This is a genomic window from Thiosulfatimonas sediminis, assembly GCF_011398355.1.
GTDB lineage: Bacteria > Pseudomonadota > Gammaproteobacteria > Thiomicrospirales > Thiomicrospiraceae > Thiomicrorhabdus > Thiomicrorhabdus sediminis_A.
In genome coordinates this window covers 236,824-254,451 of sequence record NZ_AP021889.1, presented here as the reverse complement: position 1 = coordinate 254,451, position 17,628 = coordinate 236,824, and the positions used below count along the sequence as shown (strand labels likewise).

The following is a 17,628-nucleotide window of genomic DNA, read 5'->3' as shown; positions in this document are numbered from 1 at the left end:
TAACTTCATAGGAGATTTCATGGAAAAAGAAGTCATAATCATTGCAGGCCCTAACGGAGCAGGTAAGACAACTTTTGCCATGAATCTTATCGATTTAGGCTATATCGAGCATTTTATAAATGCGGATGAGATTGCCAAAGAACATGCTCACCTTGGAATGGATAAAGCAAATATCAAAGCCTCCAGAGAATTTTTGAAACAGCTCGCCATTCTAGAACAAGAAGAGATTAACTTTGCTTTTGAAACCACTTTGTCTGGCCGAAGCCACATTAAGCGCATCCGAAAACTACAAGAAAAAGGTTGGAAGGTATCGCTTTTCTATTTAATGCTTCCGTCGCCAGAACTTTCTATCTCACGCGTTGCTGAACGCGTTTCGCATGGCGGGCACAATATTCCCCAAGAGGATATCAAAAGACGCTTTCCAAAAAGCCTGAATCACTATTATGATGACTATATGCCATTAGTTGATTATTCTGAATGCTTACTCAACGAAAGCGAAAATCCACTAACCGTATTTCGTTCTAATGAAGGCATTATCAAAGAGCAGAACGAAGAACTGTTCTCTTATTTTTTGGAGGTCAAATCATTATGGAAAAAGTAACAAACTATCGCCCTAAATTTGATGCTCAAACCGTTATGCAAGATGCGGTAAAACGCGATTTGCAACGTAAAAAAGCAATGGGGCAATATGCTGTCGTTTTCGAAAATGGCGAAATCAAAACCTTAAATTTCTCTGCGAAAGTCGTGGTACCAAGGCTATTTTCGACAACCTCTTCTTGAGAATTCAAGTCGAAGACTACGTCCACCGCAAAGGCTGGTCAATCGAAGAAGCCGAAAAATGGTTAGCGCCGAATCTGGGCTACGACCCTGAAAGATTTTGCTCAATAAGCAACCTTACCCCCTTACCTCTAGAAAAAGCCGCTCACCAAGAAATTCCTCTTAAACGCCTCCAGGGGTACAATAGCAATCTAGTTTCCGATAACAAAGCAATGCCAAACACTATGACTACCGAACTTGATTTTTCATCCTTAGAAAAAGCCATTGCGCGTTTAGATGAAAGCCTCCATCTTGTGTCTGCCATTGAGCAAGAGGACACACCTTTATACCGTACCTTGATTTCCGGTGTCATTCAGCACTTCGAGTTCACTTATGAATTAAGCTGGAAGTTTATGAAACGTTGGCTTGGCGAGAACTTGGGCGCATCTCAGGTGGATGGCGTTTCACGGCGCGAACTGTTCAGGCTTGCCGCTGAGTATCAATTAATTGTTTCAGTCGATGACTGGATGCTATTCCACCGTGCTCGTAATGAAACCTCCCACACTTATCACGAACATAAGGCGTTAGAAGTCTTTGCGATTGCTAAAGCGTTCTTACCACAAGCCGAACAATTGTTGCAGCGCTTAAAGGCTAAATATTAATGTTACAGTTATCGGATTCCGAATTACAAGAGGTGCTTAAAACACTGACGCCTTTTCTGCCGGAAGAAAGTAAAGTCTTTGCCTACGGCTCGCGTACCAAAGGCACTGCACGCGATTACTCTGATTTAGACTTGGCGATTCAGGCAAGAAATCCTCTTCCACTGGTAACGCTTTTTAAAATCCGCGACGCTTTCGAGTTTTCAGAACTCCCGTTTCGGGTCGATGTCCATAATCTTGACGAGCTATCCGACTCCATTAAAAACAGCACCAATCTGATTCAAATTACATAGCAGAAGGGTTATTTCATTTCATCCATTTCTAACAGCAATTCGACCAATTCAATTTGGTCATTGAGCAGTTGTTGATGCCATTCGTGAAACTGCTGTTCACATTCCGAATCCACATCGGTTTGTTGCCATAGGTCTTCGATAAAGTGCGCTAGAGCGCGTTTTTCGATGCGCAACATGGCTTGGGTTTGTTGGTCGGTTAGGCAGTCCATATGCGATGCCGCGCCAAAGTCGCCGAGCAGAAGATGCCCCGCTTCATCAATCAATACATTGTGCGCATAGAAATCCCCATGCACTAAACCTTGTTGATGTAGATGATTCAGTGCTGAGATGGCTTGTTGTAACAGGTGAATCAGCATGGTTTGCGATAGTCGAAACGCTTCGGCAAATTGGTCACGCGTGCAGGATTGCAAGCTCGGCGGCAAGCCGAGATTTTGATAATGGCTCGGAATCAGTTCCATCACCAGCCCGAGTTTTTCGGCATGAATTTTCGCTTCGACTTTGACTAAATTCGGGTGACTGCCCGCAGTAATACAAGCCCGCATTTCATCTTCGGGATAACCGTCACTAGTGACATCGCCCTTAAAAATTTTGACCGCTTTTTCGGTGCCGCTATGCAGTTCTTCGGCCAGAAAGATATGCCCAGACGCGCCCTCGCCTAAGAGTTCTTTTAATTCAAACGCTTGCAGTTCAGAAAGCAGCAATTCGTCGTCCACAGAATCTTGAGCATCCACTTCGCAGAAAGGATTGCCGGCATAGGCACACCACGCAAGACTGGGCATTTTAGTCAGCACCACGGGAAATTCAGCCAGCCGATTGGCAGAGACACGAATTAATTCTAAGCGCGAGCACTGCGCCAAGGACTCCGGCAATGCTGTAAGTTGATTACACGCCAACGCCAATTTTTGCAGATTGGGCGTTTTATCAAAACAGTCCGGCAGTTGAGAAATGTGGTTATCTGTGAGAATCAACCAGCGTAATTTCGGTGGCAAAGCCTGCTCGGAAACCGTCTCAATCTGGCAACTTTTAAAGCCAATCATCTCTAGGTTTTCGCACTGTCTAAGCACTGTCGGCAATTCTTTAAACGGATTCAGCGAGCAGAAAACTATCTTTAACTTCTTAAAACTATGTAGATCTGGCGGCAGCTCGGAAAGCTGATTATTGGACAGATCCAAGATTTCCAGCGTATTGACGTGTTGATACAGTTCGGCCGGAAATTCGGTAAGGTTGTCAGAAATTTGAATACGGGATGCGCCGTGCAAAGCGCCGGATTGCAACTGTGCTAGGGTGCTCACAGAAAGGTTTCTCCTATTGATTGTAAACGATTGCTTTTATTTTACTTTGCACTCACCAAGAGTCTTGATTTGGCTAAATTAAAAAAGCTGCGCGCTGTTATCGCGCGCGTAAGGCCTGTCGCTCAGAAAGTTTAGACAAAATTGACTCGTTCACACTCATAAGCCAATGAGCACAGAACAAATCTACATTGATTTGCGCACAAAATGGATTTTTTTCTCACGTCTCGACATGACGGCCAACCAACATCTTGCTCAATTAAATGCATCTATGCCTGAACATTTCAACTTATTATGCGTCAATCCAAACATTAAGCTAAAACAAGAAGTAAGCAATTTTTTGTGTTTTTTAAGCATTAATAACCATATGACACTATTGAAAAGGTTCATCATGTTATACATTCAACTTTTAAACTGAAAAACCCTACTTGGAGGCCACCCCCAATGAGTTCTGGTAACGAATATTTACTGGCCAACGATTTAGTCATTTTATCGACATCAGATAAAGTCGGTAATATCCTTGATTATAACGAAGGTTTTAGAGAAGCTTCCGGTTACAGTGATGCTGAATTGGCGGGAAAACCGCACAATATTCTCCGTCATCCAGATATGCCTAAAGAAGCGTTTGAAGATTTCTGGAAAACCTTGCAGGCAGGCCGCCCTTGGCAGGGTTTAGTCAAAAATAAACGTAAAAACGGCGATTACTACTGGGTAATGGCAAACGCTTCGCCCATCATCAAAAATGGCAATATCACCGGTTATCTATCCGTAAGGTATCCAGCAACCGATCAGCAAAAGCAATTCGCAACGCGTCTTTATTCCGACATTAATGCTGGTAAGGCAAGCTTTCCTTGGACAAAGCAAGACTCTAAGTTAAAGCAGTTTTTGTTCCCATTTATCAGCTTATTTATCGCCCTCTTGATCATCATTACCATGACCTTCGAAGCGGGAATCTCCGCCCTAACGTTAGCAACCGCTGCTTTAGGTATAGCCGCTTTGGGAGTCACTGCTTGGACAATAGTAAAGGCGGGTCGCCCTTCTAAAGAAATCATAAAAGGCATCGAAAAAATTTCCAATGGCAACCTGCAAGAGGCCGTTACCGACACAAGCGAACTGGGCTTTTTGATGAATATGATTCGTACTAGAGTGGCCGAGTCAGAAGCGAAAAATTACGATTCTGCCAAGCAAGCAGCCGTATTAACCACCGCAATGAACAGCGCCAGTACAAACCTGATGGTAGCCGATGCCGATTTTAATATTAAAAGCATCAACCAATCTCTGGCGGAGATGTTCAAACGTAATGAAAAAAGTTTGCAACAAGCCCTTCCTAATTTCAGAGCAGACACTGTCGTGGGCTCCAATATGGATATCTTCCATAAAAATCCAGCTCACCAACGTAAAATGGTGCAAGCATTAATGGAACCTTGGCAAGGAAATCTAAAGGTTTCAGATTTGATTCTGGAACTAACAGTCGTCCCGATTATTCGCCACAATCAAAAAGCCGGTTATGTGGTTGAGTGGCTGGATAAAACCAACCAAATCAAAAACATCAATGACATTACTCGTGTTTTGAAACACATCGAAGAAGGCGACTTCAACTACCGTATTGACGTTTTCCCTGGCGATTTAGAAGAGCTCGGAAACACAATTAACAGCACCATGACCACGTTGGGCGGCGTGATGACATCAATCAGTGATGTGATGAGCGCACAAGCACAAGGCGATTTAACCAAAGAATTACCTGCTGGTGTATTTAAAGGACAGGTCCACGATTTAAAAAATGCCATTAACTTCTCGTCCCAAAAAACCAAAGAAGTCGTGAGCATGACTTCGGAGGTTTCCGCTTCGGTTGAAACCACGGCACGAGAAGTGGCGCAAGGCGCCTTAACGCTGAGCAATCGAGTCCAGCAGCAAGCATCTGCCCTTGAAGAAACCTCAGCCACCATGGAGCAGATGAACTCGCAAGTACAAAGCAGCAGCAATAACGCCCAAGAAGCCAATCGAGTTTCGATAGATGTGCAACACAAAGTGGAACAGGGTGTTAGTGTGATGCAGCAGACTATTCAAGCGATGACCTCCATCGAAGAATCCAGTCATAAAATAGCTGATATTGTGACACTCATCGACAGCATCGCTTTCCAAACAAACCTACTGGCATTAAATGCGGCCGTTGAAGCAGCAAGAGCAGGCGAACACGGACGAGGTTTCGCAGTCGTGGCTTCAGAAGTCCGCAGTCTGGCACAAAAGTCAGCGGAAGCAGCAAAAGACATCAAAACACTGATTGATGAAACCGTTGGCCGCGTCAGCCAAGGTTCAGTCCTAGCGGCTGAGTCAGGCGAAATGTTGAATGACATCAATCGTTCAATTGAGAAGGTAACCAATATGGTTTCACAAATAGCACAAGCCTCAAAAGAACAAGCCGAAGGCGTGCAGCAAGTTCACCTCGCAATTAGCCAAATTGACAGTGTGACCCAACAAAATGCCGCTCTGGTTGAAGAAACCAGTGCATCCGCAGAAAACTTAAGACATCAAGCAGAAACCTTAAGCCAAGAAATGTCATACTTTAATTTAGGGGAGACTCAAGTACTCGATCCCTCGAAATATTCTTTAACCAGAAAATAAGATGCTTCTAATTCATTCTAGTTAATTGGATAATCCCAATTAACTAGAAAACAAGCATTTTTATGGAGAAAACTTGCAATCCTTAAAACTTTTATTGGTTGAAGATAATGATATTCTTCAACAAATTCAGTCACACATGTTAGATCAACTCGGCCATGAAGTGGTGATTGCAGCCGATGCTCAACAGGCCTTAAAAGCCGTACAGCAAGACTCATTTGACTTGATTATCATGGATTTAATTTTGCCAGGAATCGACGGCATTGAATGTACCAGACAGATTAAGCAAATGAATATCCAAACGCCAATCATCGCCTTAAGCGGTAATGATGCTCAAGAAACCAAAGACGCCTGTTTTGATGTTGGAATGGCCGGCTTTTTAAAAAAACCAACCGACAAAAAAATCTTTCAATTTATGGTTGATCAGGTTCTAAATCGATAACAACCTCTCAACAACTTAGCAACATCCCTTAATCTTTGGCAGACTGTGAACGCTTTTCAGCTTTACGATTACGAATGATTTCCCTTTGAGTAAACAGGTAAAGCTGTTCGATTTTGTCGCGCGCCCAAGGCGTTTTGCGTAGAAAAGTTAAACTCGATTTAATCGTTGGATTGCTTTTAAAACAGTTCATATTGGTTTTGTCCACCAACCCTTGCCAGCCATAATATTCCTGTAGCTCAGTGACAATGATTTTTAACGACAAGCCATGCAATGGATTATTTCGCTGTGTCGAAGTCTGCTCCAAGCGTGGGCGAGGAGTCTTGGCGCGCTTTTGCTCTTTTGTCGGCTCTGCACCTAGTTTATCGGATTGCGGGTTATGCAGTTCATTCATTCGATTTACTCCTCAAAATGCTACGCTCGAAGTCATCGGCGTTTGCTGATTCAAATATACCCTGAGGCATCGCTTCACGTACAATAAGCTTTTTCTTTTTTGATTTGGTTAGCTGCTTCAAGTTTGCCAAATATTACAGGCGCATTCATGACAGACTCTACCTCTTTTTCTCAACTTAATCTCCGCCCAGAATTACTCGGGGCGCTTGAAGCGTTGAATTTCACCACCATGACACCGATTCAGGCGCAAAGCGTACCGAGCATTTTACGCAGTGAAGACGTCATAGCCCAGGCCAAAACCGGCTCAGGTAAAACAGCAGCGTTTGGTTTGGGATTATTGCAACATCTCAATGCAAGATGGCTCAGCACGCAAGCACTTGTCCTTTGCCCAACCCGTGAACTGGCTGAACAGGTCGCTACCGAAATTCGTAAACTGGCCAGCCAAATCGATAACGTCAAGCTATTGACCCTATGTGGCGGCACGCCTTTTAAGCCTCAAGCGACATCATTGGAATATGGCGCACACATTATTGTCGGCACACCAGGGCGGGTTGAAGACCATGTTAAGCGCGGTACACTATTACTGGATGAACTGAATATTTTGGTGCTGGATGAAGCAGACCGTATGCTGGAAATGGGATTTGAAGAGTCTTTAGAAACGATTATCGGACAGATGCCTGAAGCACGACAAACGTTACTTTTTAGCGCAACGTTTCCGGAATCGATTCAAAAGCTGGCTGCGCATATTCTAACTAACCCGACACACGTAAAAGTGGAATCGGTGCATAACGACAACGCCATTCGCCAACATTTTTACGATGTGGCCAACGATGAAGAGCGCCAACAAGCGGTTAAATTACTGTTAATGGCGCATCAGACTACCTCTGCGGTCGTGTTTTGTAACACAAAACGTGAAGTACAAGAGTTAACCAGCAATTTGCAAGCCCAAGGTTTTAGCGCCGTCGCATTACACGGTGATTTAGAACAGCGTGACCGTGACCAAACATTAATTCAATTTGCTAATCAAAGTGCCACCGTTTTGGTAGCAACCGATGTCGCTGCGCGCGGTTTGGACATCGCCTCGGTTGAGGTGGTGATTAACTATCATCTGGCACACGATCCAGAAGTGCATATTCACCGCATTGGGCGTACCGGCCGAGCCGGAAAAAGTGGTTTTGCTTGTTCTCTGATTAGCGATAAACAGAGTTATAAAGTGGCGCAATTAGAAGAAATTTTAGGCATTCAAATTACTACCGAAGCCTTGCCAGACAAATCTGTATTATTGCAACGCCCCAGCAAAGCACCTATGGTCACCTTACTGATTGATGACGGCAAAAAAAGCAAAATCCGCCCCGGCGATATTTTAGGTGCGCTCACCGGCGATGGCGGCCTTTCTGGCGAGGATATTGGCAAAATTAAAATCGCGGCAAGACATTCTTATGTTGCGGTAAACAAAAAAATCAGCCAACAAGCCTTGAATCAGCTTAATAACGGCAAACTTAAAGGGCGCAACACACGTGCGCGCTTCCTGAGTTAAAGAGATCATTCCGCCAAAGTTCACGGGTCTGTTAAGCAAACACAGACCCGCACTGAATTGAAGACAGCATCATCAAGGCTGCTGTAACACTTCCCAATGCACTTCGCATTCCCCTTTAGCAGTTGCCAAATAGGCCGAATTACCACTAATGGTGACTGAAAAATCCATCGTGCGCTCCAACATCTGGGCAAACGTTTGAATCTCATTCCAGTTAAAACGATAAACTTCGATATCCAACCGGCTAAATTGCCCCTTGCCCTGTTCCCACCAGACATCAGACTTACTATTAAAGCTGTAAACTTTCGTCTGCCGCCCTTTACGCGTGGCTTTTTTCATACGCTCTAACGACGGTTCGCCGACATCAATCCACAACACCAATTGGTCATCCAATGTTGTCAACGAAATCGCCGGATCATCCACTTCGCTCAACCCCGCACCAAAGCTTAAATCCTCTTGAGCGTTAATACAGTAAGCCAATAATCGTGCCATCATACGTTCATCATTTTCTGACGGATGCTTAGCGACCGTCAAACTCAACGCGGTAAAAAGTGAGCGATTTAAATCAGAAAGCGAAATTTTAAATTTATAAACAGTTGGTTTTAACGCCACAAGAAACCTTTTTGCAAATACTAAAAATAGGCGCCCATCTTGCCATAAAACCCTGCGATGATTTTTCTTTGTGTTAACTGACGGCTTAAAAATTCCAATCGGATTCTCAAATTCAAAACAATTTCCCCTGCTAGAATAATTACTCTTATTCATCGCCATGCGGTAGACTCCATGCCAGAATCCTCTCTCCAACTTGCAGTTAGCCGTTTCGCATGGGTTTGGGTGAGTCTATTTTTGTGCTTGGGATTGAGTTGGCACATATTGGCGAAAGCGAATTTTCTCTACCCCGTTTGGCATGATTATGCGGGTATTGGCGCAAATATTGATGAATATGCCCCCAAAAATCGTTATCGCGCCGATTTTGCCTCAACCGACGCCAATACCCGTTTTACCCTTTTTGCCGGCATCGTAAACGCCATCCATCAGCAAGGCCACGGCTTAAGCGCATTAAATTACCAGAGTCGTTATGGCACTACGCCACTGCTTAGAAATGCAGAAATCGTGCATTTACAAGATGTTGCCAAGCTAGTTGATTGGCTTAACCGGCTTATTTTGGTTGTCGCCGGCTTATGGCCTATGCTCACTTGGCAGCTCCACAATGCACTTAAAAAGCAAGCCGTACAGCCTGCCATCAAACCCCAAACCGCTTGGCTTAATCTGGCCATTGGCTTGGGCGTCAGTCTGATTTTGCTGCTTTTAATCGGCGCTAAGGCAGTCTTTTATCAGCTGCATATTTGGATTTTCCCAGAGAATCACCAATGGTTTTTTTATTACCAAGACTCTTTAATGTCGACAATGATGAAAGCGCCAGATCTATTTGCTTGGATTGCTGCCAGCATTCTAATCCTAGCGCTTGGATTGTTTAGCTTACTGCTATTTTTCACCAACCGTTTCCTGTGCACTGGAGCGCCTCGATAATGCGCTTGATCAACGCTTTATTCGGACTATTTGGATATGAATGGGTTCTAGACGAAACCCCTATACCGGATGATAAACACCATTTTACTGGGGCTGAAGAATACGATCATCTCAACGCGCATACACCACGCTATATTTTACGCAAGCAACCCAAGAGCGATTTCTAATTTAGAGACCAACAAGTCCCGATTGACGTTAGCGCAGGATTGCCTGTTTCTGTCAGGTCGAGCCATGACGGAAAACTGCTGCCTAGCTCAGTCAAATTCTTTTTTGCCTGAAGCCATTTGGACTTGTTCTGTCTCTCCCTAAGCACAGATTCCGATTTGCTTGCTTAAGCCATTCAGGTACGCTAAGGTTGCTATCTTTTAACTGTTTAGCCAATCCTTATGAAATCTCTATTACGTAAACTCGCTGCGCCAATCCTAACCCCTTTAGAAAACTCGTCCGGCGCATACGAATATCAGCGCTCACACCGAACAGTGCTGTATATCATGGGCGTTTTATTTCTGCTCTTAGCCAGCATCGGTCTCTATTTTTCCTTAAAAATTGAGCAATTCGCCGGCCTGTTTCCCGTTACTTTATTTGGCCTAATAGGGTTAATCTGCTTAATCGTTGCATGGGTTGGTAGTGATAAAGCGGTTGCCAAAATCTGGCGTAACCGTAATGAAACCTACTCAAAATAAATCCATTAACCTATAGATAAACCTTTTTATTTTCTTGATATAAATTGCTTTGATGCGCGCTTTTACTCAGCAATTTATGATCCCTACTTGACGGAATGAATTGGTTCATTTACCGTTAAAGGGATGCAGAGCAAGTCCAAATGGCTTCAGGCACAAAAGAATTTGACTGGGTTGGGCGGCTGTTTGCCGTCATGGCTCGACCTGACAGAAACAGACAATTCCACGCTAACGTCAATCGGGACTTATTCAGTGTCTCCTTAGCATAATCGCAAGATAACTTTTAGAGGCCATGATGACATCATCAAGCAAATATTCTGTCCGTACGCTTTTCGCGCTACTGCTGTTTTTGTTCGTTTCCATCGTTGTTGCTGCACAATCACCTGCCCAAAAACCGGAATTTGCAGAAAAAATTGCCACCCAAGCTTTACTTAAACAGCTACAAAACGGCGGTTTGGTTATTTATATGCGCCACGGCTACACGGACAACCATCGACCTGACCAAGCCCCTAAAGTAGATTTAGCCGATTGCACTACCCAACGCGTCCTAAATCAACAAGGCATTAACATCACCACACAAGTCGGTCACTATCTTCGCCAAGCACAAATTCCGATTGGCGAGGTTTTTAGCAGCCCAATGTGCCGCGCGAAAGATTCCGCCAAAAACGCTTTTGGTAAATTTACCGTGGATAACAATTTAATGTATTACGGTGCCATGACCAGTGCCGAGAAAAAACCGGTTATCGCCAATACTCAGCGTCTAGTATCAACCCCTGTCGCCGCTGGCAGTAATCGAGTGGTTGTGGCGCACGCCCCCAACATGGTGGATTTAATTAACTATTTTCCTGAAGAAGCCACTCTAGTAATTTTTGAACCGCTTGATAATGGTCAATTTGACTATCTCGGTAGCATTCGTCCAAAAGACTGGCCGGCGCTACTCCAATCCTTAACGCCCTGAAACCACAACCATGTTGCGCCTGCGATTTTCTGCTCTATTGCTCTTTTTACTGCCCGCTATTATGGTGGTGTTGATACTCAGCGGCTTCAATATCTTGGTACTTAAACAGTTTTCCGACACTCGCAGCTTTGAGCAAAAAGTCGTCAACGAAACGGTACACGACCTGCACAAAACGATGCAATTCATCGAAGTGGTTGGCGTGCAATACCAAAACCTGAACGCGCTACTAATCGCAACCGATAAAAATTTACTTAGCCAAACACAAGCCTACCGAATGCAATCCAAAATGGTTGATGAATTAGCGCACACCGAAGAAGAATTAGTCCAACTGAAAACTCGGCTTAGCAAACTCCAATTAGCCGATTTTAATTTTGATCTTTGGCAGGAAAGCTTCACTAACTTTAAAAATTTTTCTATTATGGCGTCTGATATTGTGGTGATAGACCCCAATATTGCGCGCAATTACATCAGTTCGGCACAAGAAGAATATTTTCAATTTGTCAATCAATCCAACAGTCTATCCAATCGCTTGTCCAACTATACCGACAGAGCCTTCTCGCACTCGCATCAGAATTTTCAAACACAAGTGCAAAACCTATATTACTGGGGCGCTATCGGCTTAATTTCAGCACTATTGATTGCCGTCTTGTCTGCCGCAAGACTGTCTAATTACCTTCGGACAGTGTTAATGTCACTGCACAGCTTAGCAACCAATCGCGATGAAATACCCCCATTGCATGAACTCAAAGCGATGTCAGCTCGCACCAAAGGCGAATTGCACCTGCTCGCGAAAGCCGTGCTTAAATTCAAAAAAACATTAGAGTTAAATAAACAAGAAGAAAAGCAGATTCTCAAACAAGCTTTTTATGATGACTTAACCAAACTACCTAATATGCAAATGTTAAATAAAGAGCTACAAAACCGCTTGAAAACAGCACAAATGGAGCATACCAAAGGCATCTTAATCAAACTTAATATCAACGGTTTCACGCTTTTCAACAATGCGCTCGGGTATGAGTTTGGCGACCAACTGCTGCGCGCCGTCGCCAAACGACTGAACGAATGCCAAATACAAAACAAACAGGTTTTCCGAGGCAGTTCTGACGAATTTTTTATTCTACTCGAACCGATTGGCATTCATGAAGCTCTGTCTCACAATAACTTGGGTTGGTTCGGTGACACCATTCAGCAACTTTTTAGCCCACCAATTATGGTTCATAATGAACCCATTTCGGTGACACTCAGTCAAGGTATTGTCGATTTCCCAAGCCGCCAATACGAAACCAGCAAAGAAATTATCCGCAATGCGATGATCGCCATGCACCATGCAAAATTCCTAGGCAATCACCGTTATGTGATTTACCACAAAGCGTTATCACACGAAGTCAACGAGCGCTTTAAACTGCAAAAAGAGCTTAAAAGTGCGCTTGAAAAGGATGAACTGACTTTTTTCTTACAGACGCAAATTCATCCAACCGACACCTTGCCACGTGCCGAAGCCTTAATCCGCTGGAATCACCCAAAACGCGGCTGGATTCGTCCAGATATTTTTATTGCCTTAGCTGAAGAATCCAGCTTAATTATCGACCTCGACAAATGGATGCTTACCCAAGTGTGTCGCTTTATTAGCGAACAAGCCCAGCAAGGTCTAGAGGTACGGATTTCGATTAACATTTCCGGTCATCACTTCGCCCATCCACATTTTTTGACCCACGTGCAGCAAATTTTTGAACAAACTGGCGTCAATCCAAAGCTGGTAACCCTGGAATTAACCGAAAGTGTTTTCCTAAACGATTTTTCCGATATTGTGAAAAAAATGAAACACTTAAGAACCTTAGGCGCACACTTCTCAATTGACGATTTTGGCACCGGCTACTCGTCGCTGAGTTATTTAAAACGCTTGCCCGTCGATGAAATTAAAGTAGACCAAACCTTTGTGCGCCGAATCACCACCGATATCGAAGATTGGACATTGGTCAAAGCGGTATTTGAAATGGCACAAACCTTTCATCTTGATGTGGTGGTCGAAGGAGTCGAAACCGCCGAACAAGAAGCGGTTATCCAACAGTTTGGCCCAGCGATTATTCAAGGCTATCTGCACGCCCGTCCGATTGACCACCAAGCCTGGTTAAAGACCTTAAAACCACAGAATTAAACCGCCTGTGTGGATTGAAAGCTGCTGTCGTAGCCCCGTAAAAGCGCGATAAATTTGGCTTCTTTTTTTAAGTTCGCAAAATGCGGGTCATTTAAAATTGAGTCGGCATTGCCTTGTGCATCTTGCAAAGACTTCGCCAGATAATTAAGCGCTTTTTCCGGCGCATCCAACAGCGCATAAGCACTCGCCAACTGATAAAAAGCATGGCTGTTTTCCGGACTTAAACGAAGCGCCTGATGACATAATGCAATTGCCCAATGCGGCTCTTCCATATCTAGAACCACGTCCGCCTTATAGGTCATGGCTTCCGCATTATCAGGGTCGCGTTCTAAAATTTGGTCGTAGATATCCACTTTATTGCTCAAAATCTGCTCTTGCCCAGCCTTTAACCATAGGCTGTAAATATCCTGATGTTGCGCCAAGCGTTGCTGTGCGCTGGTTATGCCACGCGATTTACGATGTAACTCCTCTTCTAACTTTGCTAATCGCCCTTCATATTCGGTCACTACCTCATCAATTTTCGTGTTCGCCAACAGATGTACTTTCTCTTTGACATCCCGAATCGAATTCCAACCAACCAAAACCAAAACCGAACTAACACCCGCAATCAGATAGAAAAAATAGGTAATCGTATCGGTCGCGTAACTGACCGCACGAGTTGTCGCAGCCAATTCACGATTGGTAATTTCTTTAGTGACTTCAACGTGCAAATCGTTCATCTCAACTCGCAATTGCTTTAAATCATCCATCACATAACGCTCAACAAAAGGGTTATACATCGGCTGGCTTAAATTTTCGATATTTTGAGTTTCTTTAGTATGCAGCTGTTCAGCGTGCACGCTGGATAAAAAGCAAAAAATAAGGCCTACAATGGCCAATATTTTTCTAAAAACAGTAAGCGTCATCAATCAGTCCTTGGGCTTCAAAAAAAGCATTCAACCTTTTAAACCCTAACAAAAGCGCCTCGCTGTTTCAAACACAATGCGCGATTAATTGCCCAGCCGACCGCAAAGTTTGCGCGGCGAAAAACCCATAAATCCGTTAGAATAGCGCGATTATTTTTTCGGAGAACGCCATGAAACGCGTAGAACATTTTTTTGAAAACCTGCTGTTCGCCAGTCGCTGGTTGATGGCACCGGTCTATTTAGGTCTGGTGCTTGCCATGGTGATTTTGCTGTTTAAGTTCGGCAAAGAACTGTTGGACTTGGCCTTGAGCCTGACTCAAGCGACCAGCGGCGACATCATTATCGGTGTCCTGACCTTGGTCGATGTGGCCTTGATTATGAACTTGCTGATTATCATTATCTTTAGCGGTTATGAGAATTTCGTTTCCAAAATGGATTTGCAAAACCATGAAGACCGCCCGGAATGGATGGGGCATATCGGCTTTACTGATCTGAAAATCAAAGTCATCGGTTCGATTGTGGCCATTTCGGGAATCGAACTGCTCAAAGCCTTTATGAACATCGAGCAATACAGCGACAAGCATCTCGCGTGGTTGATTGGCCTGCACGTCACCTTTGTTTTCTCCGGCGTGATGTACGCGCTAATGGACAGACTTGGCAACCACAGTAAAGCGAAAGACGAACATTAAAACCCAATCGTTACCATGGGGCGGCTTCGCCCCTGTCAATCCGCACACTCTGTCGCACTAACTCAAAAGGCCTACTCTGTGCATTATTTCCTCGCCCTATTCTTTGTTTTCGCCCTCTCGTTTAATGTGCACGCCAAATGCCAAATCGACGACGCTTGGCTGAACCCCAACTACGACCATCAGATTGATTATCAAAATACCGAAGTCGCAACGGATTTCTTTTTGTTGATGTTCTCCAACTCGAAAAAGTTCTGCGAACAGATGGCGCGCAAAGGACAAACCGACAAGGTGAAATTCCAGTGCGCCTCGGGCAATGATTTCGGCTGGGTGGTACATGGTTTATGGGGCGAATCGGAAAATGCCTACATCCGCGGTGACTACAAAGGCCACCCGCGTTTTTGTCAAGGCGACCTGCCGAAAGTGACTTTGGCGGAACTCAAACCTTACTTATGCATGAGCCCCGGCACGCGCTTGTTGCAAGGCGAATGGGAAAAGCACGGCGCTTGCGACTTCCCAAGTTTTACCGCCTATTACCAAAAAACCCAAGCCCTCTACCAACGCTATACTATGCCGCCGGCGGAGTTAAAGCCGAAAGCCGCAATGCAGTGGATGAAAAAACAGCACCCTGAACTCAAAGACCTTTGGATGCATGTCGACCACAAAGAGTTCGGCATCTGCTTTGACAAGCAGTTCCAAGTGATGAGCTGTCCCAAACAGCGGCGTTAAAATGACTTGGCAACTGATCCAAAATCCGCACGGCTTATGGCGCGCCACACAAGGCGCGCAACAAATCGACTTTGTCGCCTCGATCGATAACCTAGCCGATATCGACTATCAGACCGTGCTGCTCGATTTGGCCAAATGGGATGCCTATTGGCAAGCCGACCGCTGTCATTTCGTGCCTGCCGATTTAAGTGATTTTCCGCGCGCCTGCTGCCAAAGCGATGCGGACTATGCCGCCGAACTCGCCATGCACCAACAAAAAATTCAACGCTGGGCGCAGGAACTGGCCGGCGGTTCGGGTTCGGTTCCGGCAGTCTGTTTTCACTCAACCCTTGCGCACCAGCGTTTACGCATTCGTCAAGGTCGGCACCGCATCGCCTATTTGCGCAGCCTTGGTGTGCCGTGTTTTGCCGCGGCAATCCCCAAAACGACCCTTTTTCACCTCGCTGTCAAGCCACTCTTCTATTCCATCTAAGCGGTTTTCCAACCCGGCCCCCTTATCTTCATGCTTTATCAATAATTAATATCAATCCATAAATTGATTTTATACATCAACAAAACTATACTCTCAAAAAATATAATAAAATTCTAATATTAGAGGGGTCTTATTTTAAATAAGCGGCACTCATCCTAAGAGCCGCTTTAAAAAGGAGATCAAAATGCAGGCGAAAAACCCGCAGTTTCAAATACTTCACATTCTCGCAGCACTCGGTGCAGGCGGAATGACGGCATCGTTTTTCTTTATCGTGAACTTTATGACCGCTCATCCGGGCGACGCTTTAATCAGCTGGGATGTTCTACAGCGCGATTATATTGGCGGCACCAACGCCAACCAATTGTTGGTGCAGCTCTATATGCTCGGGGCGACATTCTCGGCGATTTTGCATTTTGTGCTCTTAAGCCGCTGGTTTAAAGGCTTTAATGGCTTTCGCCAAACCTCGGCCTACCAAACACTGAAAAACTCCAATGCCGAAGTGCAGTTGATGGCGATTCCGCTCACCTTGACCATGAGCATGAATGTATTTTTTATCCTCGGTGCCATGTATATTCCCGGGCTGTTTAGTTCTGTCAGCTTGTTCGGCATGGAAGCGCAACTCATCGACTTTATGATGGTCGGTGCCGGTATCTACTTCAGCGGTATGCTTGTTTTGGCTCTGAAAATTTTTTCGGTGTACTGGATGCGTCTTGTGGACGGCAACCTCGACTTTATTCAAAATTCCAACCTTGGGCAGCTACTGGCGATCTTTGCTTTTGGCATGATTGGCGTCAGCTTAGGGGCGTTGAGTCTGTCGAAAGTGCCGCTCATCGCACTGTTTGGCATGAGCATGGCCTATATTGTGATTACCCTAACCATTCTGCTGGGCTTAATTAAACTGATTATCGGATTCAAGTCTATTTTCCAAGAGGGGATTGCACCGGCAAGCAGCGTCACCTTGCTGTTACCGATGGTGATTACCGCAATGATCGTGGTCGGTCTGATTCGCGCTGACATCGGCACAATGCACGCATTGGACACCGGCCGCGATGCGAATTACCATTTAATGGTCACCACCATCGGCATTGGTTTCTCGGTCCTTGTGGCCCTATTCGCTTTGAGCGTCATGCGCCGCAAAAAATACTTTACGATGCTACACAAAGGCGAACTGGACGGCGCGTCATTTGCGCTGATTTGTCCGGGATTCGCTTTTGAAGTGCAACTGGTACTCTGGCTCAACGCCGGTCTGGTATTTACCGGGTTCGTTACTTTTGATAGCTCGGTTTACTATCTTCTATGGACACCGATTTTGATTGTGCAGTTTGTCACCATTTACTACTTCGTTAAGTTACTGCAACTCAACCGTTTCTTAAAATTCGCACCCAGCGCCCACCGCGCCTAAGCGCCATCCAACGCCTAAGACGATTCTCCGATTCGCTAGGCGTTGGCAGCGATTGCACACCAAGACCTCTCTGTTCCTGCTCAGATTTTTTACATCAAAAAACACGTGCTCACACACTTGCCAAAAAAA

At 44.9% G+C, this 17,628-nt stretch carries 19 protein-coding genes; 15 read left to right on the top strand and 4 right to left on the bottom strand.

The window, feature by feature from the left end:
• Positions 1–19: 19 nt before the first annotated feature.
• From HRR27_RS01145 to HRR27_RS01130, 4 genes are read left to right on the top strand one after another with little or no spacing between them, the layout of a single operon-like run.
• Positions 20–601 (top strand): ATPase, encoded by a 582-nt coding sequence (locus HRR27_RS01145; protein ID WP_173269607.1) that lies wholly within the window; start codon positions 20–22, stop codon positions 599–601.
• Complete coding sequence (locus HRR27_RS01140) at positions 589–780, top strand: hypothetical protein (RefSeq protein ID WP_173269604.1); 192 nt, start codon at positions 589–591, stop codon at positions 778–780. The genes HRR27_RS01145 and HRR27_RS01140 overlap by 13 nt, the downstream gene beginning before the upstream one ends.
• The gene (locus HRR27_RS12790; protein ID WP_197905421.1) at positions 777–1,418 is read left to right on the top strand and encodes a nucleotidyltransferase substrate binding protein; all 642 of its coding nucleotides are present in this window, start codon (positions 777–779) and stop codon (positions 1,416–1,418) included. The genes HRR27_RS01140 and HRR27_RS12790 overlap by 4 nt, the downstream gene beginning before the upstream one ends.
• Positions 1,418–1,708 (top strand): nucleotidyltransferase family protein, encoded by a 291-nt coding sequence (locus HRR27_RS01130; RefSeq protein ID WP_173269601.1) that lies wholly within the window; start codon positions 1,418–1,420, stop codon positions 1,706–1,708. Before HRR27_RS12790 ends, HRR27_RS01130 begins: the two co-directional genes overlap by 1 nt.
• 8 nt (positions 1,709–1,716) lie before the next feature.
• Here HRR27_RS01130 and HRR27_RS01125 read toward each other — a convergent pair whose 3' ends face one another.
• Entirely contained in the window at positions 1,717–3,000 is a 1,284-nt protein-coding gene (locus HRR27_RS01125; protein WP_173269598.1) for a leucine-rich repeat-containing protein kinase family protein, read from the bottom strand.
• 441 nt (positions 3,001–3,441) lie between these two features.
• Here HRR27_RS01125 and HRR27_RS01120 point away from each other — a divergent pair, with 441 nt between their 5' ends.
• Complete coding sequence (locus tag HRR27_RS01120) at positions 3,442–5,619, top strand: methyl-accepting chemotaxis protein (RefSeq protein WP_173269593.1); 2,178 nt, start codon at positions 3,442–3,444, stop codon at positions 5,617–5,619.
• 73 nt (positions 5,620–5,692) lie between these two features.
• Positions 5,693–6,058, top strand: a complete 366-nt coding sequence (locus tag HRR27_RS01115; RefSeq protein WP_173269590.1) for a response regulator — start codon at positions 5,693–5,695, stop codon at positions 6,056–6,058.
• Positions 6,059–6,086: 28 nt separating this feature from the next.
• On the opposite strand, the gene HRR27_RS01110 is transcribed toward HRR27_RS01115, so the two are convergent.
• A complete protein-coding gene (locus tag HRR27_RS01110) occupies positions 6,087–6,449 on the bottom strand; it encodes a VF530 family protein (RefSeq protein ID WP_173269587.1) in 363 nt (120 codons plus the stop codon).
• 147 nt (positions 6,450–6,596) lie between these two features.
• Here HRR27_RS01110 and dbpA point away from each other — a divergent pair, with 147 nt between their 5' ends.
• On the top strand, positions 6,597–7,985 hold the full coding sequence (gene dbpA / locus HRR27_RS01105) for an ATP-dependent RNA helicase DbpA (RefSeq protein ID WP_173269583.1): 1,389 nt from the start codon (positions 6,597–6,599) through the stop codon (positions 7,983–7,985).
• Between the two features lie 72 nt (positions 7,986–8,057).
• Here dbpA and HRR27_RS01100 read toward each other — a convergent pair whose 3' ends face one another.
• Complete coding sequence (locus HRR27_RS01100) at positions 8,058–8,594, bottom strand: YaeQ family protein (protein WP_173269579.1); 537 nt, start codon at positions 8,592–8,594, stop codon at positions 8,058–8,060.
• Positions 8,595–8,765: 171 nt separating this feature from the next.
• On the opposite strand from HRR27_RS01100, the gene HRR27_RS01095 reads away from it, so the two are divergent.
• From HRR27_RS01095 to HRR27_RS01080, 4 genes are all read left to right on the top strand, one after another.
• Complete coding sequence (locus tag HRR27_RS01095; RefSeq protein WP_173269575.1) at positions 8,766–9,512, top strand: lipoprotein intramolecular transacylase Lit; 747 nt, start codon at positions 8,766–8,768, stop codon at positions 9,510–9,512.
• A 386-nt stretch (positions 9,513–9,898) separates the two neighbouring features.
• Complete coding sequence (locus tag HRR27_RS01090) at positions 9,899–10,195, top strand: hypothetical protein (RefSeq protein ID WP_173269572.1); 297 nt, start codon at positions 9,899–9,901, stop codon at positions 10,193–10,195.
• A gap of 289 nt (positions 10,196–10,484) precedes the next feature.
• A complete protein-coding gene (locus HRR27_RS01085) occupies positions 10,485–11,150 on the top strand; it encodes a histidine phosphatase family protein (RefSeq protein WP_173269569.1) in 666 nt (221 codons plus the stop codon).
• 10 nt (positions 11,151–11,160) lie between these two features.
• The gene (locus tag HRR27_RS01080; protein WP_173269566.1) at positions 11,161–13,305 is read left to right on the top strand and encodes a putative bifunctional diguanylate cyclase/phosphodiesterase; all 2,145 of its coding nucleotides are present in this window, start codon (positions 11,161–11,163) and stop codon (positions 13,303–13,305) included.
• Here HRR27_RS01080 and HRR27_RS01075 read toward each other — a convergent pair.
• On the bottom strand, positions 13,302–14,210 hold the full coding sequence (locus tag HRR27_RS01075) for a tetratricopeptide repeat protein (protein ID WP_243830858.1): 909 nt from the start codon (positions 14,208–14,210) through the stop codon (positions 13,302–13,304). The two genes, HRR27_RS01080 and HRR27_RS01075, sit on opposite strands and share 4 nt — an antisense overlap.
• A 170-nt stretch (positions 14,211–14,380) precedes the next feature.
• On the opposite strand from HRR27_RS01075, the gene HRR27_RS01070 reads away from it, so the two are divergent.
• The 4 genes from HRR27_RS01070 to HRR27_RS01055 all read left to right on the top strand — a co-directional run bounded on the left by HRR27_RS01070 (position 14,381) and on the right by HRR27_RS01055 (position 17,499).
• Entirely contained in the window at positions 14,381–14,899 is a 519-nt protein-coding gene (locus tag HRR27_RS01070) for a TIGR00645 family protein (RefSeq protein ID WP_173269562.1), read from the top strand.
• A gap of 78 nt (positions 14,900–14,977) precedes the next feature.
• Positions 14,978–15,625 carry a ribonuclease T2 family protein gene (locus HRR27_RS01065; protein WP_173269559.1) on the top strand — a complete coding sequence of 216 codons (648 nt, stop codon included), beginning with the start codon at positions 14,978–14,980 and terminating at the stop codon, positions 15,623–15,625.
• 1 nt (position 15,626) lies between these two features.
• Positions 15,627–16,097 (top strand): hypothetical protein, encoded by a 471-nt coding sequence (locus HRR27_RS01060; protein WP_173269556.1) that lies wholly within the window; start codon positions 15,627–15,629, stop codon positions 16,095–16,097.
• A 184-nt stretch (positions 16,098–16,281) separates the two neighbouring features.
• The gene (locus HRR27_RS01055; protein ID WP_173269553.1) at positions 16,282–17,499 is read left to right on the top strand and encodes a TsoY family (seleno)protein; all 1,218 of its coding nucleotides are present in this window, start codon (positions 16,282–16,284) and stop codon (positions 17,497–17,499) included.
• Positions 17,500–17,628 lie beyond the last annotated feature (129 nt).